Genomic DNA, 25,959 nt, shown 5'->3' with positions numbered 1-25,959 from the left:
TCCGCGTCTGCATGATCAGTCTTGCGCACCGGCGGGTGCCCGCCGTGCACCGTCGTACAAGAGCGGAGGCGGGCGATCGAACATACGATGGGCGGGAACCGGTACGGTGGCCGCACTCCTCGCGGAGGGCCCGTCGTCCCGTGGAACCAACGGCTCGGGGTGGGAGACGTATGGCACAGGCTGCCGACGCGGCACGGACCGTCATCATGACCGTGGACGACGACCCGGGTGTGTCCCGTGCCGTCGCCCGGGACCTGCGGCGCCGCTACGGCGCGTCGTACCGGATCGTGCGCGCGGAGTCGGGGGACTCGGCGCTGGAGGCACTGCGCGAACTGAAACTCCGCGGCGACCTGGTGGCGGTGATCCTGGCCGACTACCGGATGCCGCAGATGAACGGCATCGAGTTCCTGGAACAGGCCCTGGACGTGTATCCGGGCGCGCGGCGGGTGCTGCTGACCGCGTACGCGGACACCAACGCGGCGATCGACGCGATCAACGTCGTCGATCTGGACCACTATCTGCTCAAGCCCTGGGACCCCCCGGAGGAGAAGCTCTACCCGGTCCTCGACGACCTGCTCGACGCCTGGCGGGCCAGCGACTACAAGCCGGTCCCGGCCACCAAGGTCGTCGGGCACCGCTGGTCGGCGCGGTCCTCGGACGTGCGCGAGTTCCTGGCCCGCAACCAGGTTCCGTACCGCTGGTACTCGGTGGAGGAGCCGGAGGGGCAGCGGCTGCTGGCCGCGGCCGAGGCCGACGGGACGCGGCTGCCGCTGGTGATCACACCGGACGGCACGCCCCTGGTGGAGCCGGAGGCCCCGGAGCTGGCCGCGCACGTGGGGCTCGCGACGACGCCGACGGCGGACTTCTACGACCTGGTGGTGATCGGCGGCGGCCCGGCCGGGCTCGGCTCGGCCGTGTACGGGGCGTCGGAGGGGCTCAGGACCGTGCTCGTGGAGCGGTCGGCGACCGGCGGGCAGGCCGGGCAGAGCTCGCGGATCGAGAACTACCTGGGTTTCCCGGACGGCGTGTCGGGCGCCCAGCTCACCGACCGGGCCCGGCGGCAGGCCGCCAAGTTCGGCGCGGAGATCCTGACCGCCCGCGAGGTCACGGGACTCGAGATCAACGGGGCCGCACGGGTGGTGCGGTTCGCGGACGGCTCGGCGGTCGCGGCGCACAGCGTGATCCTGGCGACCGGTGTGCAGTACCGGCAGCTGGAGGCCGCCGGCTGTCTCGACCTGACCGGCTGCGGGGTGTACTACGGCTCCGCGCTCACCGAGGCGACCTCCTGCCAGGGCCAGGACGTGTACATCGTCGGCGGCGCCAACTCGGCGGGCCAGGCGGCGATGTACCTGTCCCGGTTCGCCAAGTCGGTGACCCTCCTGGTCCGCGGCGCCGACCTGTCGGCCTCGATGTCGTACTACCTGATCCAGCAGATCAACGAGGCCCCGAACATCGCCGTGCGCAGTCACACGGTGGTGGACGCCGCGCACGGCGTCGAGCGCCTGGAGCAGCTCACCCTGCGCCATGTGCAGAGCGGGGACCGGGAACAGGTCGACGCCCAGTGGATGTTTGTCTTCATCGGGGCGGCACCGCTCACCGACTGGCTCGGCGACACGGTGCTGCGGGACGAACGCGGGTTCATCCTGGCCGGGCCCGACCTGACCGTCGACGGACGGCCACCGGCGGGCTGGGAGCTGGACCGGCCGCCGTACCACCTGGAGACCAGCATTCCCGGCGTGTTCGTGGCGGGCGACGCACGCGCCGAGTCCGCCAAGCGTGTCGCGTCCGCCGTCGGAGAAGGAGCCATGGCAGTGATGCTTGTCCACCGGTATCTGGAGCAGTCATGAGCGGGCAGCCGATGCCGTGCAGCCCGAAGGAGATCGGCGCGCTGTTCCTGTTCGAGAAGCTGGAGCCGGAGCAGCTCGGTCGGCTGTGCGCGGCGGGCCGGGTGGAGCTGTTCCAGCCGGGCCCGGTCTACACCGAGGGTGATCCGGCCACCTGCTTCTACGTGATGGTCGAGGGCACGGTGGTGCTCTCCCGGCAGGTCGGCGGGGACGACGTCGAGGTGACCCGGACCTCGCAGGCCGGGGTGTACGCGGGCGCGATGCAGGCGTACCTCGGGGACCGGGTGCGGCAGGCGTACAACAACACGATGCGGGTGACCGAGCCGACGCGGTTCTTCGTGCTGCCGGCCGACACGTTCGCGGACATCATGCGCGAGTGGTTCCCGATGGCCGTGCACCTGCTCGAGGGCCTGTTCTTCGGTTCGAAGAACACCCAGGCGGCGATCGGGCAGCGCGAACGGCTGCTGGCGCTCGGCTCGTTGTCCGCCGGGCTCACCCACGAGCTCAACAACCCGGCCGCGGCGGCCGTGCGGGCCACGTCGACACTGCGCGAGCGGGTGGCGAAGATGCGGCACAAGCTCGCCATCATCGCCGGAGGGCCGTTCTCGCGGGAGCAGTTGTCCGGTCTGATCGAGATCCAGGAGCGCACGGCGGAACGGGTCGCCAAGGCGTCGTCGCTCAGCCCGCTGGAGGCCGCCGACCGCGAGGACGCGCTCACCGACTGGCTGGAGGACCACGGCATCGACCACGGCTGGGAGCTCGCGCCGACCTTCGTGCAGGCCGGGCTGGACGTCGACTGGCTGGAGCAGGTCGCCGCCGCCGTCGACGAGGAGATCCTGCCGAACTCGGTCGGCTGGCTCAACTACACCATCGAGACCGAGCTGTTGATGAACGAGATCGAGGACTCCACCACCCGCATCTCGCACCTCGTCGACGCGGCCAAGCAGTACAGCCAGCTGGACCGGGCACCGTACCGGGAGGTGGACGTGCACGAACTCCTCGACAGCACCCTGCTGATGCTGTCCGGGAAGATCGGGCAGGGCATCCAGGTGGTCAAGGAGTACGACCGTACGGTCCCGCCCGTGCCCGCCTACCCCGCCGAGCTCAACCAGGTGTGGACCAACCTCATCGACAACGCGGTCTGCGCGATGAAGGACGGCGGCGAGGGCGACGGACACGGCACGCTGACCGTGCGGACGGCTCTCGACCACGAGCAACTGCTGGTCGAGTTCCGGGACACCGGGAGCGGGATCGCGCCGGAGATCAAGGACCGGATCTTCGACCCCTTCTTCACGACCAAGCCCGTGGGGCAGGGCACGGGGCTCGGTCTGGACATCTCGTGGCGGATCGTCGTGAACAAGCATCACGGCACCATGCGGGTGGAGTCGGAGCCCGGTGACACCCGGTTCCAGGTGCTGCTTCCGCTGACCGCCGAGGCGCCCGAGGAATCCGAGACAGCTGTGGAGGCAGTATGAGTGGCGACACCGCGATAGACACGAACGTTCCGCCGAGCGGTGCCGGGTGTGTGGAGTGCGATGCGGCGGGGGGCTGGTGGTTCCATCTGCGGCGGTGTACGCAGTGCGGGCACATCGGATGCTGCGACGACTCGCCGGCGAAGCACGCGACGGCGCACTTCCATGAGACCGGGCATCCGGTGATCCGTAGTTACGAGCCGGGCGAGGGGTGGTTCTGGAACTACGAGACGGATGAACTCTTCGAGGCCGGGCCGGAGTTGGCGCCGCCGGTAAGTCATCCTGCGGAGCAGTCCGTGCCGGGGCCTGCGGAGCGGGTGCCGGAGGACTGGGCTCGGGTTCTGCGGGGTTGAGCGCCTGGAGGGGTGGGGGTTCTGTGGTGACGGCGGCTGCGGGTTGTTCGTGGCTGGTCGCGCAGTTCCCCGCGCCCCTTGGGGGTTTCGCCTCGCGCTTCTTGCGAGGATGAGGGCGTGTCGCAGAGATCTTTTGGCAGCCCTCTGATCGGGCGGGACGACGAACTGGGCCGCCTTGCCGGGGTGTTGGAGCGTGCCAGGAGCGGTAGTGGGCAAGCCGTGCTGGTCGCCGGGGACGCGGGGGTCGGGAAGACTCGGCTGCTGGACGAGGTCGCGGCTCGGGCGGGTACCGTCGGGGCCACCGTCGTCACCGGGCACTGTGTCGATCTCGGTGACGTGGGGCTGCCGTATCTGCCGTTCACCGAGATCCTCGGGGTGCTGGCGGGTGATGAGCGGTTCTCGGGGGTTCTCGCCGCCCATCCCGCGGTGGAGCGTCTCCTCGGTGCCGCCCCGGACTCGTCCCGTGACGCCGACGCGCGACTGCGGCTCTTCGAAGGTGTGGCCGGGCTGTTTGCGGATCTCGCCACGATCGCCCCACTGCTCCTGATCCTGGAGGATCTGCACTGGGCCGACCAGTCGTCGCGTGACCTGCTGCGGTTCCTGCTGAGCCGGGGTGTGCTCCCCCGGCGGCTCGCCGTGCTGGCGTCCTACCGTGCCGACGATCTGCACCGGCGGCATCCACTGCGGCCGCTGCTCGCCGAGCTGGTGCGGCTGCCCGGTGTGGAGCGGCTGGAGGTGCGGCGGCTGGCCGATGCCGAAGTGGCGCGGCTGGTGCGGGCGCTGGAGGAGCGGCCGCTGTCCGACGCGACCGTGCGGGACATCGTCGAGCGGGCCGAGGGCAACGCCTTCTACACGGAGGAGCTGGTGGCCGCCGCCGACACGGACGGGATGCCCACCGGGCTCGCCGATCTGCTGCTCATCCGGGTCGAGCAGCTGTCGGAGACGGCCCAGCAGGTGCTGCGGACGGCCGCCGTGGCCGGGCGCCGGGTGGGGCACGACCTGTTGCGGGACGCGGTCGGGCTCCCGGAGGAGGAGCTGGAGGCCGCCTTGCGGGAGGCCGTGGGGCGGCAGTTGCTCGTCGCCGGGGACGGGGACACGTACGCCTTCCGGCACGCCCTCGCGCGCGAGGCCGTCTACGGCGATCTGCTGCCCGGGCAGCGGTCGCGGCTGCACGGCACGTACGCCAGGCTGCTCGCCGCGCGCGGGGGCGGGGCGGCGACGGCGGCCGAGCGGGCGTACCACTACCGGGAGAGCCACGATCTGCCCGAGGCGCTGGCCGCGTCCGTGGAGGCCGCGGACCACGCCCGGCGGGTGGGCGCCCCCGCGGAGGAGCTGAGGCATCTGGAGGCGGCCCTGGACCTGTGGCCGGCCGTGCCGTGCGAGGCGCGGCCCGCCGGTGAGGGGCTGGACCCGGTGTCCTTGACGCTGCGGGCGTCGGCGGCGGCCGCGCACTCCGGTGCCGCGCACCGGGCGGTGTCCCTGACCCGGGCCGCGCTGGCCGGCACCGGGCAGGACGCGGATCCCGAACTCGCCGCCCGGGTGCGCTACACCCTCGCGGGGAACCTCATGACCGTCGACAACCTCGCCGCCGCGTTCGCCTACAGCAGCGAGGCGCTCGCGATGATCCCCGCCGAACCGCCGTCCCGGACCTGGGTGTGGGCCGCGGCCACCCATGTCATGGCGGCCCGCCAGATCGGGGACGACGACACGGCGTTGCGGGTCGCGCGGCAGGCCCTGGAGGTCGCCGAGCGGATCGGCGCCACCGCCGCCCGGGCCGACCTGCTGATCTCCCTGGCCCGGCTGGAGGGCGGCGGGCGCCGCACCCTGGAGGGGCGGGAGCGGCTGCGGGAGGCGCGGGAGCTGGCCCGGTCGGCCGGGGACACGCCGGTGGAGATGCGGGCGCTGTTCAGCCTGGCCATCGGCTGCTTCGAGTCGGGCGAGCTGCGGGAGTGCCTGCCGTGGATCACCGAAGGGCTCGACCGGGCCCGGCGTTCGGGGCTGCTGTCCTCGCCGTACGCGCTGGAGATGCGGTATCTGCGGCTGCTGGTGCTCTTCACGCTGGGGCAGTGGGACGAGTGCGTGCGGGTGGCCCGCGCGGATCCGGCGCCGGGTTTCGCCGAGGGGCCCGTTCTGTACATCGCGCTGGCCCGGGGCGAACCGGATGTCGTGGAGCGCGCGAGGGCGCTGCTCGGGGAGCCGTTCGACTGGATGGGCACGTTCGTCGGGGGAATCGTGCTGACCGACGCGGCCGCGCTGCGCGGTGATCCGCAGGAGGCCGTGGCACGGGCGCGGGACGCGATCGCGGTGCTCTCCGACGAGTTGGGGCGGGCGCCGCACGTGACGGTCCGGCTCGCCACGCTCGCGCTGGCGGCGGTCGCGGACCGGGCGGCGGCCGAACGGCGCGGCGGCGGGAGCACGGACCGCTGGAGCGGTGTCGCCGGTGAACTGGTGGAACTGGCACGGGCGACGGCCGCGGGGCAGGGGCCGGAGGGGCAGGCCTGGCTGGCGCGTGCCGAGGCCGAGTGGACCCGGACCGTGTCCGGGCCGGACATCGCGGCCTGGGAGAAGGCGGCGGCCGCCTTCGCCGACGGCGACGTGTACGAGGCGGCCCGGGTGCGGCTGCGGTACGCCGAGGCCCTGGCGGCCGACGGCCGGCGTGCGGAGGCCGGGGAGCAGGCGCGGGCGGTCCGGGAGACGGCGGCGGCCCTGGGGGCAGCGCCGTTGCTGGAGCGTGCGGAGACGCTGCTGCGCCGGTCGGCGTCGGCGGCGTCGGCGGAGAACCCGGTCTCGCCGCTGACCGCACGCGAGCAGGACGTGCTGCGGCTGCTGGCGCTGGGCCGCAGCAACCGGCAGATCGGCGAGGAACTGTTCATCACCGGCAAGACGGCGAGCGTCCATGTCTCCAACATCCTCGCCAAGCTGGGTGCGGCGAGCCGTACGGAGGCGGTGGCGATCGCCTACCGGGAACGTCTGATCACCCCCGAGCCGACGGCGCAGGGGTGATCAGACGGGGGGTGGTTCAGTGGTCGCAGTCGAGGCTCGCCAGGTCGACGGAGTCGGCCATGGCCTGCATTCCCTTGTCGTTGGGGTGGATGTGGTCGCCGCCGTCCAGGAACGGCAGCATCCGTGCCTGGTCGTAGGGGCTGCGCAGGATCCGGTCGAAGTCGGCGATCCCGTCGAACGCCCCGCTGGTGCGGATGTACTGGTTGACCTGCTGGCGTACGGCCTCGCCCGCCGGGTCCCACTCCGACCAGCCCTCGAACGGCCCGACGGTCGAGGCGACCACGCACTTCCCGGCCGCGTGCGCCCGCCGGACGACCTCCTGGTAGCCGGCGATCAGGTCGGCCGCGGTGACCCCGGTGTGGGCCTTGATGTCGTTGACCCCCTCGAAGAGGAAGACGGTACGGACGCCCGGCTGGCTGAGGACGTCGCGGTCCAGCCGGTTGAGGGCGGCCTGACCGGCGCCGTCCGCGAGGACCTTGTTGCCGGAGATCCCCTCGTCGGCCACGCCCTTGACCGCGGTGTCCGCCTTCTGGAGACGGCGGGCGAGGTAGTCGGGCCAGCGGCGGTTCTGGTCGCTGGTGGACGCCCAGCCGTCGGTGATGGAGTCGCCGAGCGCCACCACCGCCCCGGTGTCCGGGTTCTTCGGCCGTACGGAGACCGAGTCCAGGTACCACCAGGAGCCGGTGGTCTCGGTCCAGTTGGCGGCGCTCTCCTCGGCGGTGTGGTCGCCCTGGGTGGCGTAGGAGGTCTGCATGGCCATCCAGTGGCCGGTGGCGGGGCCGGCCGCGTCCGGGCTGTGCAGGCTGACGACCAGGTTGCTGCCGGCGGGCAGGCTGCCGGGCAGCGGGTCGCTCCACGCGGTGGCGCCGGCCGGCACGGTGACCGTGCGGGCGCCGTCGAAGGTCAGCCGCTTGTTGCTGCCCGGTTCGAGGGCGGCGCCCTGGCTCTGCAGACCGGCGTAGACGCTGTCCAGGGTCAGGGGCCGGTCGCCGAACGCGTTGGACAGGCGCACCCGCAGACCACTGCCGGCGGCGCTGGTGTGCACGACCAGCCGGTAGCCGCGGTCGGCGGTGCCCTGTCCCATCTGGTCGGCGCTGGCCCCCCAGGTGACCACGTCGTGCCGGGCCGAGGCGCCGGCCTGGGACGACGGCAGGGAGGACGGCTGGGAGGACGGCTGGGAGGACGGCTGGGAGGACGGCTGGGAGGACGTTTGGGAGGACGGCTCCCACACGGGTGCCGCCTGGGCGGGCCCGGTCTGGCAGGCGACCGTGGCCAGTAAGACGGCGGCGAGGCCGAGGAGCCGCGCGAACCGGCCGGTCACCGCGCGAGGTCCTTCAGCGTGACGGACGCGCCGGGCTTCAGCGTGACCGTCCGGGTCCTGCCGCCGTAGACGACCGTGGTGGTACGTCCGCCGACGCTGCGGATCCGGGCCTCGGTGGGCTTGCCGTCGCGCCAGCTCAGGTCGACGACGAAGCCGCCGCGTGCGCCCGCCCCGGTGACCTTGCCGGAGGCTGCCCAGGCGTCGGGGAGGGCCGGCAGGAGCTCCAGGTGGCCCGGGCGGGAGTACAGCAGCATCTCCAGGATCGCGGTCGGGGTGCCGAAGTTGGCCTCGATCTGGAAGATGCCCCGGCCTTCCTCGACCTGGTAGATGTCGAAGAGGTTGGGTGAGGTGCCGTTGCTCCCGTTGTCCGAGGGGCGGAGGTTGCGGACGACGAGCTGGTAGGCCTTGTCGGCGTCCTTCAGCCTGGACCAGCACAGCGAGCGCCAGGCGTTGGCCCAGCCGAAGCTGTCCATGCCGCGGGCGGTGAGCAGGGCGGTGGCGCCCTTGACGATGTCGGCGGGGGTGGAGCCGTCGGGGCGGATCCGGTCGCCGGGGAAGAGGTTGATCAGCGGCGAGAGGTGGCGGTGGGTGGTCTCGCCGAGGTTGTCCGGGGACATCCACTCCTCCAGCCAGCCGGTCTTGGGGCTCACCACCGGCAGGTAGAGGCGGTCCCGGAGCTTGCCGATGGTGCCCGCGTATCCAGCATCCCTCTTCAGCTCGGCGGCCGCAGTCCGGAAGTTCCCGAACAGCATCCACACCTGTTCCTGGGCGTAGGTGATGCCCTTGGCGTCCAGCGGTCCCTGCTCCGGCGACCAGTCGCTGTCCGCGATCAGCACCTCCCTGCCGTCGTCCAGGGTGGTGGTCAGCAGCCGCGCCTCCCAGAACTCACAGGCACCCTTGAGGAGGGGGTAGATCTTCTCCAGGTGGGCCCGGGACTGGGTGAACTCGTAGTGCTCCCAGAGGCTCTGGCACAGCCAGGCGTTGCCCGCCGGGTGCCACCACCAGCCGCCCCCGCCGAAGGGGTTGGTGGAGATGGCGACGGTCCAGCCGGCGACCTTGCCGTTGGAATTGCGGTAGCGGTTGCGGGAGTCCTGGAAGAGCCGCTGGGTGAGGTCCGTCCAGGAGGGGAGCTGGTCGACGCAGTAGTCGGTGTAGGCGTCGAAGCACTGGGACAGGCCCAGCCGGTCGGACATCCAGTAGTTCATCTGGATGTTGATGTCGGTGTGGTAGTCGCCCATCCAGTCCGGGTCGTTGCCGTCCAGCCAGATGCCCTGGAGGCCCATCGGCAGGCTGTCGCGCGATCCGGCGATCATCAGATAGCGGCCGAACTGGGCGTAGGCGGCCTCGAGTTCCGGGTCGGGGTCGCCGGTGTCGGCGCGGGCCTGGATGCGCGCCCAGGTGTCCAGCTCGCGCTGGTCGGCGGTCGAGGTGCCGAGGGAGAGGTCGAACTGCCCGAACAGCGCCCGGTGGTCGGCGGCGTGGGTGCGCAGCAGCGAGTCGGCCGAGTGCCGGGCGGCCGCCTTGACCTTGGTGCCGGCCAGCGCCACCGGGTTCACGGAGGGGTCGCGGTAGTCGGCGGCGGCGTCCGGCGCGTAGTCGGTGCCGCCGCTGAGGACGACGGTCAGCTCGCGGCAGTCGGTGAAGGTGATGTGCGAGCCGCTCACCCGTACGCTGCCGCCGCTGCCGTACGCCTTGACGGCGGCCCCGTACTTCAGGCCGTTGGCGAAGGACCCGGCGAACGACTCGGCGGTGCCGCCGGTCTCCCCGTGGGTGCCTTCGAAGGTGATGGTGCCGGTGTAGCGGCCGCCGCCGTCCTGGCCGAAGTGCAGCACGATCACGTCGTCGGGACGGCTGGCGAAGATCTGCCGCCGGTACGTCACCCCGGAGCGGACGTAGGACGCCGTCACCACGCCGTTGTCGAGGTCGAGGGTGCGGCGGTAGTCGGAGACGGCGCCCAGGTCGTGGTCGGGTATCTCGACGACGAGCCGGGCGAGGAGGGTGAGGGAGCCGAAGTCGGCACGGCCGTAGGGGAACTGGCCGTCGGAGTCGAGGGTGTCGTTCAGCCCGCCGGTCCACAACGTGGCGTCGGTGACGAGGAGGAGCTCACGGCCGGAGTCGTTGCTCGCGAGTGCGCCGAGTCGCCCGTTGCCGACGGGAAGACCCTGCGTGATCATCGACCCGTCGTCGGCCGGCGCCTGCCACCACAGCTGGTGACGAGGAGAGGTGAGCGGCTCCGAGGACCGCACCGGGGCGGCGGAGGCGGTGAAGGAGGGGAGCCCGGCGAGGGCTCCGGTGGCCGCGGCGAGAGCGAGGAAGCTTCGTCTGCTGGGGTGATTCTGCATGACGCTGTCCTTTGAAAGTCTGGGGCGATACAACGCGCCCCTTCAGGGGCGCGGGGAACTGCGCGACCAGCCCCCACCGGCCGGCAGTTCCCGAACGACGCACTTGCCGAAGCGACTACCGAGGTGACTTGGGAACGTCGATCCGGTCGACGTCCGGCGCGTACCCCGACCCGCTGTCGATGCTGACGGTGTTCGCACCGGCCTTCAGCGTGACCGGCACACTCACCGTCGCCACGGTCCCCCAGTCCCCGGTGGACGGGAACTTGTGGCCGGTCCCGCCCCCGGAGTCGGCCGCGATCGTGGCCGACCGGGAGTCACCGCTGATGTAGGCCACCTTCACCAGATACGTACCGGCCTTGTCGACCACCACGTTGTTGAAGGTCAGCTTGCCGCCCTGGTACAGGTTTCCGACCTTCTTCTGCCCGGAGCACGCGTCGCACCCGGCGACGGAGGCGTTCCCGCTCAGCGTGTTGCCGCTCGCCTCGGCCTCGTACCCGGTGGAGGCCAGCGCGCTGCCCTTCGGCGTCACGGTGAACAGCCGCGAGCCGTGCGCCGGCAGCGCCTCGGTGATCTTGTTCTGGAAGCTGCCCAGGTTCTCCTTGTTCCAGACGTCCCGGACCGACGCCTTGCCGGTGAAGCCGAGGGCGGTCCAGTCGGCGGTGACGGCCGAGGGCGAGTCCGCGAGGTTGAACAGGGCGACCGTGTACGTCCCGTCGGCGTTCTTCGCGGCCCAGACCTGCTGCGGGTCGGACGGGGTGATCGGCCGGGCGGGCGGGTTGTCGCTCTGGTCGATCGCGATGACGTCACGGTTGGTCAGCAGGGAGACGCCGTAGTCGTCGAGCCTGGTCATGTCGTCGCCGGTGAACAGGGGCGACTTGGCGACGGCCCAGAGCGTGGCGTAGCTCTGCCGCTCGGCCTTGGTCAGGCCGTCCATCGCGCCGTTGCCGACGTCGAGGGAGTCGAGGTCGTTCCAGCCGCCGGGGCCCGCCTTGCCGGTCCAGGCCGGGGTGTCGTCCCAGCGGTCGTTGACGGAGTTCTCCCAGCTCACGAGGGTGTTGCAGTAGCACTCGACGTCGGTGTCGATGCGCCAGCCGTTGGTGTACTTCTGCCAGTCGGCGGCGTGCCCGAAGTCCAGGGACCAGGAGGCCTCCAGGTGGATCGGGCGGCCGGTGGCGGTGATCGCCTTGTTCCAGGCGGCCACGTCGGCGACGTTGTTGTACTGGTCGCCGCTCTTGCCGGAGCCGGGGCCGACGCCGTCGAGCTTCAGGAAGTCGTAGCCCCAGCCGGCGATCATCTGGGCCTGGGAGTCTATGTACTTCTGCGCGCACGGCTTGTCGAAGTCGATCTTGTACGCGCTGTCCCAGCCGTTGGTGGTGCGCAGGTCGTCGTAGACGATGTCGGCGGTGGTGCAGCCGTCGGCGTTCCAGATCGGCGTCTTGCCGTCGCCGTACGCGCCCTTCTCCAGACCGGCCGGGAGATAGATGCCGGCCTTGAGACCCTTGGCGTGGATACGGTCGGCGACGGCCTTCATGCCGCTGGGGAAGCGGGCCGGGTCGGCCTTCTGACGGCCGTACTGGTCGTAACCGGTCTTCCAGTTCCAGTCCATCCACCAGCCGGCGTCGATGTTGATGTAGTCGTAGCCGTACTGCTTCAGCTTGCTCGCCATGGCGTCGGTCTGCTTGAGGACGTTCGCCTCGGTCAGGTAGCTGTAGTCGCCCTTGTCGTTCAGGCCCGGGTACTTGGACGACTGCATGCTCCAACTCGACCAGCCCATGTACGGCTTGGCGGCGACCTGTGCGGGCGTCTGCGCAGGTGTCTGGGCGGGCGTCTGGGCCTGTGCGGCGGGCACGGCGGCCGCGAAGGCCGCGGTGAGTGCCAGCACGAGGACGGTTCTCAGCCCGCGTGCGGGCAGGACGGAATACGAAGGTGACCGCATGGGCCCTACCTCCTGGGTTCGGGGGTTGTGGGCGGCTCAGCCCTGAAGGGGTGTCTGCTGGATCAGCTCGACGAGGCGGGGTCTGGCACGCACATCTACGGTGTTGTCGTCGGTCGCCGGCGCTCCGCGCCGACTCCCTTCTCCGCCGTGCAGCTGCACGTACCGGACCCCTCTCGGGTCGGCTGCACGGCGGCCGTTCCTCACGTCAACCCGATCCGGGCGACACCCCCTTTCCCTGCTGGGGAGTTGACGTGATGAAAGACTGGATCGCGGCGGCCGCGGCCCCGCGGGCCCACTCCTCGAACGGGAGCGGGCGGGTCTGTACGTCGCACCGCGCGGCGGAGCCGAAGGCGGCCGCGGCGAACGAGTCACGGATCTGCTCGGCGAGGAGGTCGTGGGCGGCGAGGCCCTCGCCGGAGATGATCACGCGTTCGGGGCCGAACAGGTTCGCCACGGTCGCGATGCCCCGGCCGATGGCCGCACCGGCACGGGCGTACACCTCCCGCGCTCCGGCCACGCCCGCGTGGGCGAGGGCCGCCGCCTCGACCGCGTCGGCCACCTCCCGTCCCGTCACCTCCCGGACGCGGGCGACGATCGCGGCACCCCCCGCGATCGCCTCCACACAGCCGTGGTTGCCGCAGTGGCACAGCGGCCCGGCCGGGTCGATGGCGACGTGCCCGATCTCGCCGGCCACTCCGTGCGCACCGGCGACCACCTGGCCGTGGACCACCAGTCCGCAGCCGATGCCCGCTCCGACGGTGACCACGGCGAAGTCGGAGAGCCCGACACCGGCGCCGAACCACTGCTCGGCGACGGTCAGGGCCCGTACGTCGTTGTCGACGACGACCGGCAACCCCGCGGTCATGGCGGCCAGTTCGGCGAGAGGGATGTCCCGCCAGTCCAGGAACGGCGAGTAGCGTACGACGCCTTCGGCGCGGTCCACATCACCGGAGACGGCGATCCCCAGACCGAGGACGGGGGCGCCGAACTCCTCGGCCTCGAACCGCAGTTCGTGGGTCAGCTCGGCGATCGAGGCGAGGACGGCCCGGGGGGTGCGGTCGGTGACCGGCAGCCGACGGGCCAGCCGGATCCGGCAGCACAGGTCGGTGAGGACGGCGATCACCTCGTCGCCGGTCACCTTGACACCGATGAACAGGGCGCGCCCGCCGTCGACCCGTACCAGGTTCGCGGGCCGTCCGAGCGCGGGCCGGGCCTCGCCGTCCGCATCCTCGGCCAGGTAGCCGGCCGCGAGCAGCGGCCGGACCGCCTTGGTCACGGCGGCCGGCGACAGTCCGGCCCGCCGGGCCGCCTCCAGCCGGGTGAGGGGCCCGTGGGACAGCACTGTGGTGAAGATCTGCGAGGCTGCCGGCGTGTGGGCCGGAAACGTTTCGCCACGGATGGTCGAGCGCATGGCCGGGAACCTATGACCCTTATTTTCCGCTGTCAATAAAAGAAACAGGAATCGCTGAAGATTTGCTGTGAGGCGGCCGTGACTTCGGATGACGGGTGAGGTCACGGCCTTGCCCGCGTTCAGGCGGGAGTGACCCTCGTGAGTTCGAGCAGCAAGGCCTGCTCGGGATTGAGATTGGGCAAGGGCAGGCCGGCGACGGTGAGGACGGAGCCGGGCAGGGTCAGCCGGTCGTCGAGGGCCGCGGCCAGCCAGGCGGGCCCCGCCACCTGGTGGAAGGACGGCAGGCCCAGCTCGGTGCGCACCCGTACCCGGTAGTCCGCCCCGGGTGCCAGGCCGGGCAGCCGCACGCGTCCGTACTGGCCCTCCGGGGAGGTGGCGAGCCGCGCCCAGCAGTAGAGCGCCGCCGAGCCGTCGTACGCCACGACTCCGTGCAGCAGCGTCGACTCGTCGGCGAGGTCGGCCCGGACCGTACGGCCGCCATGCAGCAGGGGGCGCAGCTCTCGGTGGAGTGCGGTCCATGCGGTGATGCGGGCCAGTTCCTCCGGTGAGCAGCGGGTGAGGTCCTGTTCGATGCCGGCATGCCCGAACAGCGCCGTGGTCAGCCGCAGCGCGTCGGAAGTCACCCGGTCGGTGGTGTGGCTGGTGCGCGGGCCCACATGGGTGCCGACCAGTTCGGGGGGCAGAAGCTGTGCGGTCCAACGCTGGATGGCCTGGCGTTCCACCGGGTCGTTGCAGTCCGAGGCCCAGACCCGGTCGGTGCGTTCCAGGATGCCGAGGTCCACCCGTCCGCCGCCGGCGGCGCAGCTCTCGATCTCCAGGGCAGGGTGGAGCTCCCTGAGGGCGTCGAGAAGCCGGTAGAGGGCCACCACCTGGGCGTGTGCCACGGGCCGGTCGGTGGTGCCGTGCACGGCCTCGTGGAGTTCCCGGTTGTGGTCCCACTTGAGATAGGCGATGCCGTACTTGTCCACCAGGGCGTCCAGCGAGTCCAGCAGGTACTGCCAGGCACCGGGATTGGACAGGTCCAGTATGTGCTGATTGCGCGCGGACGGGCCGACCCCCCGGGCCGGGCCGAGCACCCAGTCGGGGTGCTCGCGGGCCAGGTCGGAGTCGAGGTTGACCATCTCCGGTTCGACCCACAGCCCGAACTCCATGCCGAGCGACCGCACATGGTCCACCAGCGGGGTCAGCCCCTCGGGCCACACCACGGGATCGACGGTCCAGTCGCCCAGCCCGGCGTCGTCCGAACGACGGCCCCGGAACCAGCCGTCGTCCAGCACGAACCGCTCGACGCCGACCTCGGCGGCCTTCCCGGCAAGTCGCAGCAGCCGGTCCAGGTCGTGGTCGTAGTACACCGCCTCCCAGCTGTTGAGGATCACCGGACGGGGGCCGCGCGGGTGGGCGTGGCGAGCCCGGAGCAGGGTGTGGAAACGGTCGGCGAGACCGTCCAGACCCTGGTCGGACCAGGCGAAGTGACAGACCGGGGTGGTGTACGAATCGCCGGGCACGAGCCGGATCTCCCCGGCCCGCAGGAGCTCGCCGCCACCGAGCACCCCGGCATGGGTGCCCGCGCCCTCCGGCAGCTGCTCGGCCAGATACCGCTGGTCGCCGCTCCAGGCGACGTGCACGGCCCAGACCTCCCCGGCGCGGAAGCCGAAGCCGGGCACGCCGACCGCCATGACGTACGGCGAGTCCAGGCCTGGCTTGCCGCGCCGCACCTCGCGGACCTGGGAGCCGAAACCGAGCGGTCGTCGCTGAGGGGAGCGCTCCCGGTTCCACTTGCCGGTGAAGTCGAGGACCTCCGCGGCCCGCCGGGGCAGCGGCAGCAGGGTTGTGACCTGCGCCAGGTCGTACGGCGCCGGGTCGGCGTCCGGGCGGCGGGTGAGCGTGGCCCGCACCCCCAGCACCCCGGAGGGTTCCAGTCGGTAGGAGACGGTGACGTCGAGTCCGGCTCCGGGGTCGGCGAGGTGCAGTACGAGCTCACCGCCCGCCGCCCGCGGACGGTGGGAGCTGCCGGTCAGGGTCAGTCTGGGCGCGGTGAAGGCCCCGCCCAGATGGCCTTCCTGGGCGGGGGTGCCGGACCAGCCGTCGGCCTCGGTGGGCCAGACGGTGAACCGGCGCGGGATGTCGATGGAGTTGTTGAGCACGGCCGGTTCGCCGGTCAGGGCGAGCGCCGCCAGGGCGTCCTGCGGCAGGTCGCCCAGGTCGGGTCCCCAGTGCAGGACTCTGGGCACCGGTTCGGTGAGCTCCACGACGAGAGCGGTGCCCGCCGCGCGCAGGATGTGGATCCGCGCCATGGTGTCCGACATGCAGGGTCCTTTCGGGTCGCCCGGTCCCGCCGGACGGCCCGGTTCAGGCGGACCCGTCCGGCGGGCCGACAGGGGGCGGGGAGGGGCAGGGCCGATTCCGGCACGCGCCGCGGCCGGACGAGGCAGGGGCCTCCCCCTGGAGTGCGGCGAATCTAGACTTACTTTCCTTCCAACGTCAACATAGTCCTCCGCCCGGGAAACTTCACACTTAATCGAGCATGACTGGACACATGCGGCAAGAATTGCCGAATGATCGAACGTTTCAAGCCAACAAAATGAACGCGCCCCCCTTGCATTACTTTCCAATGGAAATGTAACGTCGTTCCATGAGCCTCGCCGACCAGCCACCCGCGGCCGCACTCGTCTTCCAGACCCTGCTCCAGCACGGGCCGCTGAGCCGCGCCGAGCTCGGCCGGCGGACCGGGCTGACCGCGGGGGCCGTCACCAAGGCGGCCGCCTCCCTGATGGCCGACGACTGGATCGCCGAGGGAGGCCGGCCCACCGGGGAACGGACGAACGGCCGTCCGGCGACCCTGGTCACGGTACGGGCCGACCGCGCGCTGTTCGCCGGTGTGAAGGTCACTGCGGAGGAACTCATCGGCGTACTCGCCGACGTGACCGCCAGGCCCTTGGCCACGCATCGGGTCAGGCTCGACTCGCGGGACGTGGGCACCGTGGTACTGGCCGTCGCCCGGCTCGTGGACCGGCTGCGGGCGGCGGCGAATCTGGCGAAGGCCGACGCCCTGCACGGCATCGGAGTCACGATCTCGGGCGACGTGGACAGCCGGCTGGGCACGGTCCAGTACTCACCCTTCCTCGACTGGCGCCGGGTGCCGCTCGCCCAGTTGGTCGAGACGGCCACCGGCGTCCCCACGGTCATCGAGAACGACGTGCGGGCCCTGACCGTGGCCGAGCAGTGGTTCGGCGCGGGTGTCGGCCTGTCGAGCTTCGCCCTGGTCACCGTCGGCGCCGGCATCGGCGCCGGACTCTCCATCGGCGGCCGGGTGGTCGCCGGCGCCCACGGCGTGGCGGGCGAGATCGGGCACCTGCCGGTCAGCGGCGTCGAACGCGTCTGCACCTGTGGCAACACCGGCTGCGTCGAGGCGGTCGCCTCCACCCACGCCATCGCCGAGCAGGCACGGCAGGCCGCCGGTGACCCGTACCTGACCATGGACGAGGCGGTCGAGCTCGCCCACGCCGGAGACCCCGCGGTCCGGGCCGTGTTCGCCCGCGCCGGACACGCCGTGGGCCTGGCACTGGCCTGTGTCGCCAACCTCGTCGGACCGGAACGGATCATCATCTCCGGTGAGGGCGTGGCGTCCTACGACCTGTTCGCCGACCACATCCGACAGGCCTTCGTGGACCACGCGTTCGGCGCCGCGGTGGACTGCGATCTGGTGGTCCGCCCGCTGCCGTTCGAGGAGTGGGCGCGCGGCGGGGCGGCCGTCGCAGCGCAGCGAGTGTTCGCTCCCGCGAAGTAGATCGGGTCCGGGTGCCCAGCCCCCCGGCAGGGCACCCGGACCGTACGGCTCTCGCCCCGTCTCAGCGGCGGGCGGCCGGCGTGTCGGCCTCGGTGACGTCCACCGCGGCCCAGGCCTGGTCGACCGTGCGGTACTCGACGCCGGTCGCGCCGTAGAGGTCCGCGGCCGCCTTCAGCGTCGCGATCCGCGCGTCGTGGAAGTCGGTCGAGGAGACCATGTACCGGGTCAGGGCACGGTAGAAGATCGCCGTGGCCTTGGCGCGGCCGATGCCGGTGACCGTGGACCCGTCGTAGGTCGGCGAGTCGTAGGTGGTGGCGCCGATCGTCTTGCGACCGCTGCCCTCGGCGAGCAGGTAGAAGGCGTGCGAGGAGACGCCGGAGCCGGCGTGCACCTCGGCGTTCGCCACCTCGGGCGACCAGTAGTCGACCGTGCCTTCGAGGCGGTCGAGCGAGGGGTGGTCGAGGCGGCGCAGGAACTTCTGGCGCAGGCCCAGCTTCTCGCCCAGCAGGTAGTTCGGCGGGTTCTTCTGGTTGTTGGCGAAGAACTCCACACCGGAGCCGAAGATGTCGGCCAGCGACTCGTTCAGCGCGCCCGGTTCACCGAACTGGTTGCCGTCGTTGTCGACGTACGTCGGTTCGAGCTTGGCGGTGGCGTCCACCACGCCGTGGGTCAGCTCGTGGCCGGTGACGTCGAGGACGACCAGCGGCTTCTTGATCTCGCGGCCGTCCCCGTCGCCGTACAGCATGCAGCCGCAGGACGAGTCCCAGAAGGCGTTGCCGACCTTGTTGCCCCAGTGGACCATGGCGCGGGCGGGCTTGGAGTTGTTCGCGATGCCCTTGCGGCCGAAGGTCTTCTTGTAGAAGTCCAGGGTCTCGGTGATGCCGTACTGGGCGTCGGCGGCCGCGCTGCCCCGGTTGGTGGTGGTGCCGTTGCCCCAGCTGTCGGTGGTGCTGGTGAACTTGGTGCCCTGGCCGAAGCTCTCGGTCTCCCTGCCCTTGGCGTCCCGGGTCTCGGTGCCGTAGCGGGTGGGGTCCTTGAGCAGGAAGCTCTTGCGGGCGGTCTGCGTGGTGGTGAGCGGCACCTTGCCCACGAAGAGGGACCTGCCGGAGCCGTGGGCGGTCGACGGGTAGTGGGCGGCGGCCGAGACGGACGCACCGGCGAGGGCCTGGGGCTGGATGCCCGTGCCGACGGCCGGGTCGAGGGTCTCGCCGCGGCTGCGGAGGGTCTTCAGCAGCTTGGGCGAGAGGAACTCGTCGCTGTCCGGCGTGTTGCTGCGTACCCGGCCGGTGAGGGCGTCGACGACGACCGTGCTGGAGCCGTCAGAGCCGTCGACGGTCACCTGGTAGGCGAGGGCGGCGGCACCGTCCCGGGCGTCCACCACGAGCTGGGCGGTGCCGGCGTCGCCGCCGGCGGCCGCGGCGGCCTTCTCCTCGGCCTGCCGGGCGGTCAGCTTCGCCTCGGTGGCGGCGGGCCTGACGGTGTGGTCGGCCGCGCGGGTGACGCCGGTGTAGGCCAACCGGTGGGAAAGGTGGACGACGAGGTCGCCGCCGAGTACCGGCATCCCCTGGTGGGTGCGGACGAAGCGGACGTGGCGTGGCCCCTCGGGGTCGATCATCACGTCCTGCGGCTGGAGTTCGTCGCCCGCGCCGACACCGGTCGCCGAGGCGTGGGCGAAGGCGGCGGCCCGGGCAGCCGCCACCACCTGCGCGGCCGTCGTGGCGGAGGCCGCGGCCGACTGTCGTTCCCCCGTTGCGGGACCGGCGAAGGCCGTACCGGCCAGGCCCGTGGCGGCCGTCGTCACGGCGACGGCGACGGCCACGCTGCGTATGTGCGCACTACGCACTGATCAGGGTTCCTTCGTTCGAAGACGGCCGGGGTCACCAACCGCCTTGCGGCAGAGCGCCGTTGGGCGCCAAGGGGGCTGGTCGGGCCCCGGGCCGCAACCCTTCCGGACTAATCATGTCCATGTAAAGCGGAATTCGTCGCTTTTCTTACTTTTCGTGGCAATATTTGGCGAATCCCCACCGCACGGTGATCAGGGAGTGACCAACTGTGCGTCGACTGTGGAGATGTGACGGGATGCGAGAAGGTTCCCCAACCCGTATGTGACTCATCTCGCATCGAAGACGGCACAGAGAGGAGCAGGTCCGAATGGTCTCGGCAATGGTGTGCAGAAGCGCGGTGCTCGGGGCGGTGACGCTGTCGCTGCTCGTCGTCCCGGCCCAGGCGGCGCCCATGAGGTCGGCCCCGGGGCCGCAGGCGACCGCTGCCCTGCCGGCGCCCGACACCGCGGGGCTGGCCGCGGCGCTGCGCTCGGTGGTGGCGAAGGGCGCGCCCGGCGCGATGGCCCGCATCGACGACGGCACGCAGGTCTACCGGTCCGCGCAGGGCATCGCCGACCGCACGAGCCGGCGCGCCCTCACCACCACCGACCGGTTCCGGGTGGGAAGCGTCACCAAGACGTTCTCGGCGGTGGTCCTGCTGCAGCTGGTGGACGAGCACAAGCTGGTGCTGGACGCGCCGGTCAACCGCTACCTGCCGGGACTGCTTCCGGACGACCGCATCACCGTGCGGCAGGTGCTGAGCCACCGCAGCGGTCTGTACGACTACACCAACGACATGTTCGCCAGCAGCGTGTCCGGCTTCGAGGCCGTCCGCGACAAGGTGTTCACCTACCGCCAGCTGGTGGACCTGTCCCTGAAGAAGCCGCGCACCAACGCGCCGGGCGCCGCCTACTCGTACTCCAACACCAACTTCGTCGTCGCCGGCCTGCTCATCGAGAAGCTCACCGGGCACAGCGTGGGCACGGAGTACGAGAACCGCATCTTCAAGCCGCTGCAGCTGACCGACACCTTCTACGTGCACCCCGACACGAAGATCCCGGGACAGCACGCCAACGGCTACCTCACCGCCGACCGGGCGGGCGACCAGCCCGTCGACGCCACGGACCAGACGGTCTCCTGGGCGCAGAGCGCGGGCGCCATCATCTCCAGCGCCCGCGACCTCGACACGTTCTACTCGGCGCTGGTACGCGGCAAGCTGACGTCGGCCGCCCGCCTCGCGGAGATGGAGCGCTTCACCCGCGTCAACTCCACCACCTCCTACGGGCTGGGGCTGCGCCGCCGCGACCTGTCCTGCGGGGTCTCGGTGTACGGCCACACGGGCGCCGTCCAGGGCTACTACACGTACGCCTTCACCAGCAAGGACGGCAGGCGCAGCCTCACCGCGCTCGCCAACGCCTCCAACAGCTCCGACGTGCTCAACGCGCTGGCGGCCACACTGGAACCGACGTTCTGCGGCAAGCAGAAGGCCGTGCGGACCACCCCCGCGCCGATCGAGCGGGAGGACATCGCACCCGCCGCGCCGCGGGAGCAGTAGCACCGCGGCCCCCGGGGGAACCTCGCGCCCGGGCCGGACGTTCAACCGGCGACTCCCCCACCGGGCGCGACGTTCGGCCCCTGACCTCGTAGAGGCGGCGCGATGAGCGAGCTGGTCCCCGGGGGCAATCTGCCCCTTCCGGGCGGCGCGCTGACGCTGCGGGTACCCGGTCCCTTCGACGTGTCGGCACTGATCACCGACGAGAGCGGCAAGGTCGGCGGCGACACCGACTTCGTGTTCTACAACCAGCCGGACGCACCCGGCGTCCGGCTGCGCGGTGACACGCTGACCGTCGAGCCGGCCCTGCTGCGGGCGGGCGCCCAGCGCGTCACCCTCACGGTCACCGCCGCCGAGTCCGGCACCCCGCTGGGCCGGCTGCCCGCCGCCACCCTGCACGTGACCGACCGCCTCGGCCGTACGGTGGCCCGCTTCGCACCGCCGCGCCCGCAGACGGAGACCCTGCTGCTGCTCTCCGAGATATACCGCCGGGGCACCGGCTGGAAGCTGCGCGCGATCGGCCAGGGGTACGCGGACGGACTGGCGGGGCTCGCCCGGGACTTCGGGGTCGACGTGGTCGAGGACCGGCCGCCGGCCGACGGTTTCCGCGCCACGATCCCGACCCAGCGCACGGCGGCCTCGCCGGCCCGCCCCTCGACGGCCTCGCTCCCCGATCCGGACGGTCTGCTGGGCCTGGTCAACTCAGCCCGCGCCCGGGCCGGCCGCCCGCCGGTGGCCCCGGACGCCCGGCTCACCTCGGCCGCCCTCGCCCACGCCGGCGCGATGGCCGAGGCCGGCCGGCTGGCCACCGAGAGCCGCGACGGCGTCTCCGTCCACCAGCGGATCAGCGACAGTGGATTCGCCTATGTCACGGTCGGCGAGCACCTCGTCTCCGGGCCCCGCACCCCGGCCGAGTTCGTGGACTACTGCCTGCGCACCGAGGACGCCCGGCGCACCCTGCTCGACCCGGCGTTCACCCATGCCGGCCTGGCCCACGCACGCGGCCCCGGGGGCGGGGACACCTACTGGACCGCCCTGTGGGCCAGACCCCTCACCCAGGCCGAACTGACCCGCACCCGCGGCGAGGTCGTCGACCTCACCAACAGGGAGCGCACCCGGGCCGGGTTGCGGCAGCTCGCGGTGGACCCGCAGCTGGCCGCGGCCGCACAGGCGTACAGCACGGACATGGCGACCCGCGACTTCTACTCGCACACCTCCCCCGAGGGCACCCAGCCGTGGGACCGGGCCGCCGCCGCGGGCTCACGGCGGCGCACCATCGGCGAGAACATCGCCTGCGGCCAGCGTTCCGCGGCCGAGGTGGTGGACGGCTGGATGAACAGCCCCGGCCACCGGGCGAACATCCTCAAACCGGACTTCACCCACATAGGCATCGGCTTTGCCGGCGGCGGCCGGGCCGGCACCTACTGGACCCAGCTGTTCGGTGCCTGAACCGGTACCGTCCGTGATCTTGGCGGAACGGGTCCGTCCGGGACACCATGCCCGACATGAAGGGTGATCTCTTTTCAAGTCAGCACATGGTGGCGCCGGCGATCGAGCCGGGCCTGACGGTCGAGAACGCGAAGTGCCTCAGGTACGCGGTCAACGGCGAGATGTACGCCCGCCAGGGCGCGATGATCGCGCACCGCGGCGGTCTGAAGTTCGAGCGCAAGGGCCAGGGCGTGGGCGGCATGCTCAAGCGCGCGGTCACCGGCGAGGGGCTGCCTCTGATGTCCGTGCAGGGCCAGGGCGAGGCCTGGTTCGCGCACGAGGCGCAGAACTGCTTCATCGTCGAGATAGAGCCGGGCGACCAGTTCACGGTGAACGGCCGCAACGTCCTGTGTTTCGACGCCACCCTGGCGTACGAGATCAGGACCGTGAAGGGGTCGGGCATCGCCGGCGGCGGTCTGTTCAACAGCGTGTTCACCGGACACGGCAGGCTCGGCCTGGTCTGCGACGGCAACCCGCTGGTGATCCCGGTCTCGCCGCAGGCCCCGGTGTACGTCGACACGGACGCGGTGGTGGGCTGGACCGCGCACCTGCAGACCTCGCTGCACCGCTCGCAGTCCATCGGGTCCATGCTGCGCGGCGGTTCGGGCGAGGCGGTCCAGCTGATGCTCCAGGGCGAGGGGTACGTCGTGGTCCGGCCGAGCGAGGCGACCCCGCAGAAGGCACAGCAGCACTGACACCCGGCAGCCCTGGTCCACGTGGCCCCGCCGCCCCGGCGGGGGCGGGTTGACCAGGGCGGTCCGGACGGGTGAGGGTGCGAACGGCGCGGACCGTCGCCCCCGCGCCGGAAGGGTGAACCGCCTTGAACGGCATCATCGGCATCTCGGACATCGAAGCCGCGGCCCGGATCATCGCCGGACACGTCGTACACACCCCCACCGTGCCCAGCCCCGGCCTGTCGGAGCTGCTCGGCACCCCGGTCACCGCCAAGCTCGAACTCCTCCAGCGCACCGGCTCCTTCAAGGCGCGCGGGGCCACGGCGAAGCTGCTGTCGCTGAGCGAGGCCGAGCGGGCGGCCGGCGTGGTGGCGGTCAGCGGCGGCAATCACGGCATCGCCCTCGCCGTGATGGCCGCGGCCCTCGACGTGAAGGCGACGGTGGTGATGCCCCGTACCGCGCCCGCCCGGTCGATCCGGCTGGTCGAGGCGGCCGGGGCGTCGGTGCGGCTCACCGACGGCATGGACACCGCGTTCGAGCTGGTGCCTCGGCTGCGGGACGAGGGACTCACGCTGGTCCACCCCTTCGACGACCCGGTGGTGATCGCCGGACAGGGCACGGTGGGCCTGGAACTCGCCGAGGACGCGGACGACCTCACCGACGTGCTCGTCAGCATCGGCGGCGGTGGCCTGATCGCCGGGGTCGCGGCCGCTCTGCGCGCCCGCCGCCCCGGGGTACGGGTGTGGGGCGTGGAGACGGCGGGCGCGCAGGCCATGTCCGAGGCGCTCGCGGCAGGCGGTCCGCTGCCGGTCGCGGTGTCGTCGATCGTGACGACGCTCAGCGCGCCGTCCGTGTCCCGGCTGACGTACGACCATGCGGCGGCGCTGGTGGAGGAGGTGCTGGTGGTGCCGGACCGGGAGGCCGTGCGGGGCAGCCTGGAGTTCGCCGAGCACGCCAAGGTGTGGACCGAGCCGGCCGCCGGCTGCCTGCTGCCCGCGGCCCGGCAGGTGCGGGAGCGGGTCGGCGACGGGGCGCGGATCGGCCTCGTGGTCTGCGGGGGCAATGTGACACACCAGGAGATCTCGGAGTGGACCGCGCGCTTCGGCCTGGACTGACCAGCGGATCGCAGCCGGGCTTTTACCGTCGGTTACCCGCAGGTCGAAGCCCGGTCATTCACTGTTTTCCCCAAGTTCCCGGCCGGTGCCGCCACTTGAATAAAAGGCAAGAATGGTCCCCGAGTTGCAGATTCTTTGAACAAACCCGGGCTCGCCCCGCGTACTTCTGGTTAATGACGAGGCAGGGGTTTCAGCGAGGGATGACGATGGTCAAGGCGCATGTCTCCGCACAAGAGTTGGTCGCCGGAAGGTACCGGCTCCTCGAAGTCGCCGACCGCGAGCCGAACCGCATCAGCTGGTACGCGGAGGACGTGCAGGCCGAGCGACCGCGCCTGGTGACCCAGATCGCGTTTCCCGAGCCGCCCACCGACGACACCGTGCGCCGGACCACCGCCCAGATTCTGCGCTCCTCCGAGGTGATGAGCGCGCTGCGGCCCGGCCGGGTCGCCATGGTGATCGACGCCTTCGAGGAGGCGGGTGCGCTGTGGACGGTCACGGAGCTGGTCGACGGCACGCCGCTGAGCGAGCTGCTCGCCCAGCACCCCACGTTCAACTACGTGCGGGCCGCCCGCATCGGCCTCGAGGTGCTCGACGTGCTGGAGGCCGCGCATGCCGACGGCTACACGCACGGCGAGCTCAGCCCCGGCCAGATCTTCGTCCGTGACCGGGGCCCGGTCGTCGTCACCGGGTTCGGCCTGGCCGGCGCGACGCTGGCGCCCCGGGTCACCGCACCGTCGTACGCCTCGCCGGAGCAGGCCCGGGACGAGCGCATCGGGCCCGCCGCGGACATGTGGGCACTCGGCGCGATCCTCTACACGATGGTCGAGGGGCGGCCGCCGTTCCGGGACCGGGGCAAGGCCGACGCCACCCTGAAGGGCGTGGACCGGCTGCCGTTGCGCACCCCGCTGCGGGCCGGCCCGCTGACCCAGGTGGTGCAGGGGCTGCTGCGGAAGAACTCCCGGGAGCGGCTGAGCCGCCCGGTGGTACGTCAGGCACTGACACGTGTCCTGGACGAGGACCCCGACGCGGTCGAACAGCCCGCCCCCGTCTCCAGACTGCGCGGTGCCTATGTGGCCGCCCGGGCCTCCGGGTGGAGCCGGACCACCATGATCGGCGGGACCGCGCTGGCCGTGGTGACCGTGTCGGTCGCGGTGCTGGCCGCGACCCAGGGCCTGCCGGGCTCCGCCTCGGCGGGCTCGGCCCCGAGCGCCTCCGCCACGGCCGGCGACCCGGCCAACCGCACGGACGGCAACGCCCCCAGCCCCTCACCGTCCCGGCCGTCGTCCGCCTCCCCCACCCCGTCGCCCTCCGCGTCGGCGTCCGCGTCCCCTTCGGCGACGGCCACGGCCACGGCCGGTGCCCTGCCGGCCGGCTTCCACCGCTACACCGCCCCGGAGGGGTTCTCGGTGGCGCTCCCGAAGGGCTGGAAGCGCCTCGACACCGCCCGGGACGACGTCGCCTACCGCGTCACCTTCGGCCCGGGCGGCGACGACCTGCGCACCCTGGCCGTCACCTACAGCACCCAGGCCGGCCCGGACCCGGTCGCGATCTGGCGGGACGACGTGGAGCCGGGTCTGGAGAAGCTGGACGGCTACCGGCGGATCGGCGAGATCAAGGCGACCACATACCAGGGGCACAAGGCGGCCGACATGGAATGGCTCTCCGGTACCGGCGCCGACCAGGTGCACACCTTCGGCCGCGGCTTCCTGCTCGGCGGCGGCCGCAGCTTCTCACTGCGCATCACGACACCCGCCGCCGCCTGGGACGCCGCCGCCGACAAACTCGCCATGAAAACATTCCTGGAGACGTTCCGCGGCTCGACAAGCTGATGCTCCGGG

Annotated in this window: 16 protein-coding genes; 10 read left to right on the top strand and 6 right to left on the bottom strand. The window is 71.8% G+C overall.

The window, feature by feature from the left end; all coding sequences use genetic code 11:
* Window positions 1–170 precede the first annotated feature (170 nt).
* The 4 genes from ACFWPS_RS28630 (at window position 171) to ACFWPS_RS28615 (ending at window position 6,672) form a co-directional block, all read left to right on the top strand.
* On the top strand, window positions 171–1,847 hold the full coding sequence (locus tag ACFWPS_RS28630; RefSeq protein ID WP_383709630.1) for an FAD-dependent oxidoreductase: 1,677 nt from the start codon (window positions 171–173) through the stop codon (window positions 1,845–1,847).
* A complete protein-coding gene (locus tag ACFWPS_RS28625; RefSeq protein WP_383709628.1) occupies window positions 1,844–3,319 on the top strand; it encodes an ATP-binding protein in 1,476 nt (491 codons plus the stop codon). The genes ACFWPS_RS28630 and ACFWPS_RS28625 overlap by 4 nt, the downstream gene beginning before the upstream one ends.
* Window positions 3,316–3,669, top strand: a complete 354-nt coding sequence (locus ACFWPS_RS28620; protein ID WP_383709625.1) for a UBP-type zinc finger domain-containing protein — start codon at window positions 3,316–3,318, stop codon at window positions 3,667–3,669. The genes ACFWPS_RS28625 and ACFWPS_RS28620 overlap by 4 nt, the downstream gene beginning before the upstream one ends.
* Before the next feature lie 117 nt (window positions 3,670–3,786).
* Window positions 3,787–6,672: an AAA family ATPase gene (locus ACFWPS_RS28615; RefSeq protein WP_383709623.1), complete on the top strand. Its 2,886-nt coding sequence runs from the start codon at window positions 3,787–3,789 to the stop codon at window positions 6,670–6,672.
* A gap of 16 nt (window positions 6,673–6,688) precedes the next feature.
* On the opposite strand, the gene ACFWPS_RS28610 is transcribed toward ACFWPS_RS28615, so the two are convergent.
* From ACFWPS_RS28610 to ACFWPS_RS28590, 5 genes are all read right to left on the bottom strand, one after another.
* Window positions 6,689–7,825, bottom strand: a complete 1,137-nt coding sequence (locus tag ACFWPS_RS28610; RefSeq protein ID WP_383709708.1) for an SGNH/GDSL hydrolase family protein — start codon at window positions 7,823–7,825, stop codon at window positions 6,689–6,691.
* A 164-nt stretch (window positions 7,826–7,989) separates the two neighbouring features.
* Window positions 7,990–10,335, bottom strand: a complete 2,346-nt coding sequence (locus tag ACFWPS_RS28605; protein ID WP_383709621.1) for a glycoside hydrolase N-terminal domain-containing protein — start codon at window positions 10,333–10,335, stop codon at window positions 7,990–7,992.
* A 115-nt stretch (window positions 10,336–10,450) separates the two neighbouring features.
* Window positions 10,451–12,271, bottom strand: coding sequence for an alpha-galactosidase D (locus ACFWPS_RS28600; RefSeq protein ID WP_383709618.1), 1,821 nt, complete (start codon window positions 12,269–12,271; stop codon window positions 10,451–10,453).
* Between the two features lie 205 nt (window positions 12,272–12,476).
* The gene (locus ACFWPS_RS28595; RefSeq protein ID WP_383709615.1) at window positions 12,477–13,682 is read right to left on the bottom strand and encodes an ROK family protein; all 1,206 of its coding nucleotides are present in this window, start codon (window positions 13,680–13,682) and stop codon (window positions 12,477–12,479) included.
* A 119-nt stretch (window positions 13,683–13,801) separates the two neighbouring features.
* Window positions 13,802–15,988, bottom strand: a complete 2,187-nt coding sequence (locus ACFWPS_RS28590) for an alpha-galactosidase (RefSeq protein WP_383709612.1) — start codon at window positions 15,986–15,988, stop codon at window positions 13,802–13,804.
* A gap of 326 nt (window positions 15,989–16,314) precedes the next feature.
* Between ACFWPS_RS28590 and ACFWPS_RS28585 the strand changes: the two genes are divergently transcribed.
* Window positions 16,315–17,469 carry an ROK family protein gene (locus tag ACFWPS_RS28585; RefSeq protein WP_383709609.1) on the top strand — a complete coding sequence of 385 codons (1,155 nt, stop codon included), beginning with the start codon at window positions 16,315–16,317 and terminating at the stop codon, window positions 17,467–17,469.
* 61 nt (window positions 17,470–17,530) lie between these two features.
* Here the strand turns inward: ACFWPS_RS28585 and ACFWPS_RS28580 are convergent, their stop codons facing one another.
* Entirely contained in the window at window positions 17,531–19,312 is a 1,782-nt protein-coding gene (locus tag ACFWPS_RS28580; RefSeq protein WP_383709607.1) for a M4 family metallopeptidase, read from the bottom strand.
* Between the two features lie 308 nt (window positions 19,313–19,620).
* Here ACFWPS_RS28580 and ACFWPS_RS28575 point away from each other — a divergent pair, with 308 nt between their 5' ends.
* The 5 genes from ACFWPS_RS28575 (at window position 19,621) to ACFWPS_RS28555 (ending at window position 25,950) form a co-directional block, all read left to right on the top strand.
* On the top strand, window positions 19,621–20,847 hold the full coding sequence (locus ACFWPS_RS28575) for a serine hydrolase domain-containing protein (protein WP_383709604.1): 1,227 nt from the start codon (window positions 19,621–19,623) through the stop codon (window positions 20,845–20,847).
* Between the two features lie 102 nt (window positions 20,848–20,949).
* On the top strand, window positions 20,950–22,293 hold the full coding sequence (locus ACFWPS_RS28570) for a CAP domain-containing protein (protein ID WP_383709602.1): 1,344 nt from the start codon (window positions 20,950–20,952) through the stop codon (window positions 22,291–22,293).
* Window positions 22,294–22,349: 56 nt separating this feature from the next.
* A complete protein-coding gene (locus tag ACFWPS_RS28565) occupies window positions 22,350–23,027 on the top strand; it encodes an AIM24 family protein (protein WP_383709599.1) in 678 nt (225 codons plus the stop codon).
* 134 nt (window positions 23,028–23,161) lie between these two features.
* A complete protein-coding gene (locus ACFWPS_RS28560; RefSeq protein WP_383709705.1) occupies window positions 23,162–24,121 on the top strand; it encodes a threonine/serine dehydratase in 960 nt (319 codons plus the stop codon).
* A gap of 200 nt (window positions 24,122–24,321) precedes the next feature.
* A complete protein-coding gene (locus ACFWPS_RS28555) occupies window positions 24,322–25,950 on the top strand; it encodes a serine/threonine protein kinase (protein WP_383709597.1) in 1,629 nt (542 codons plus the stop codon).
* Window positions 25,951–25,959: the final 9 nt, after the last annotated feature.

Source organism: Streptomyces sp. NPDC058457 (genome assembly GCF_042720695.1).
Lineage (GTDB): Bacteria > Actinomycetota > Actinomycetes > Streptomycetales > Streptomycetaceae > Streptomyces.
The sequence above is the reverse complement of the archived record's forward strand: the minus strand, read 5'-3'. Positions and strand labels throughout refer to the sequence as shown.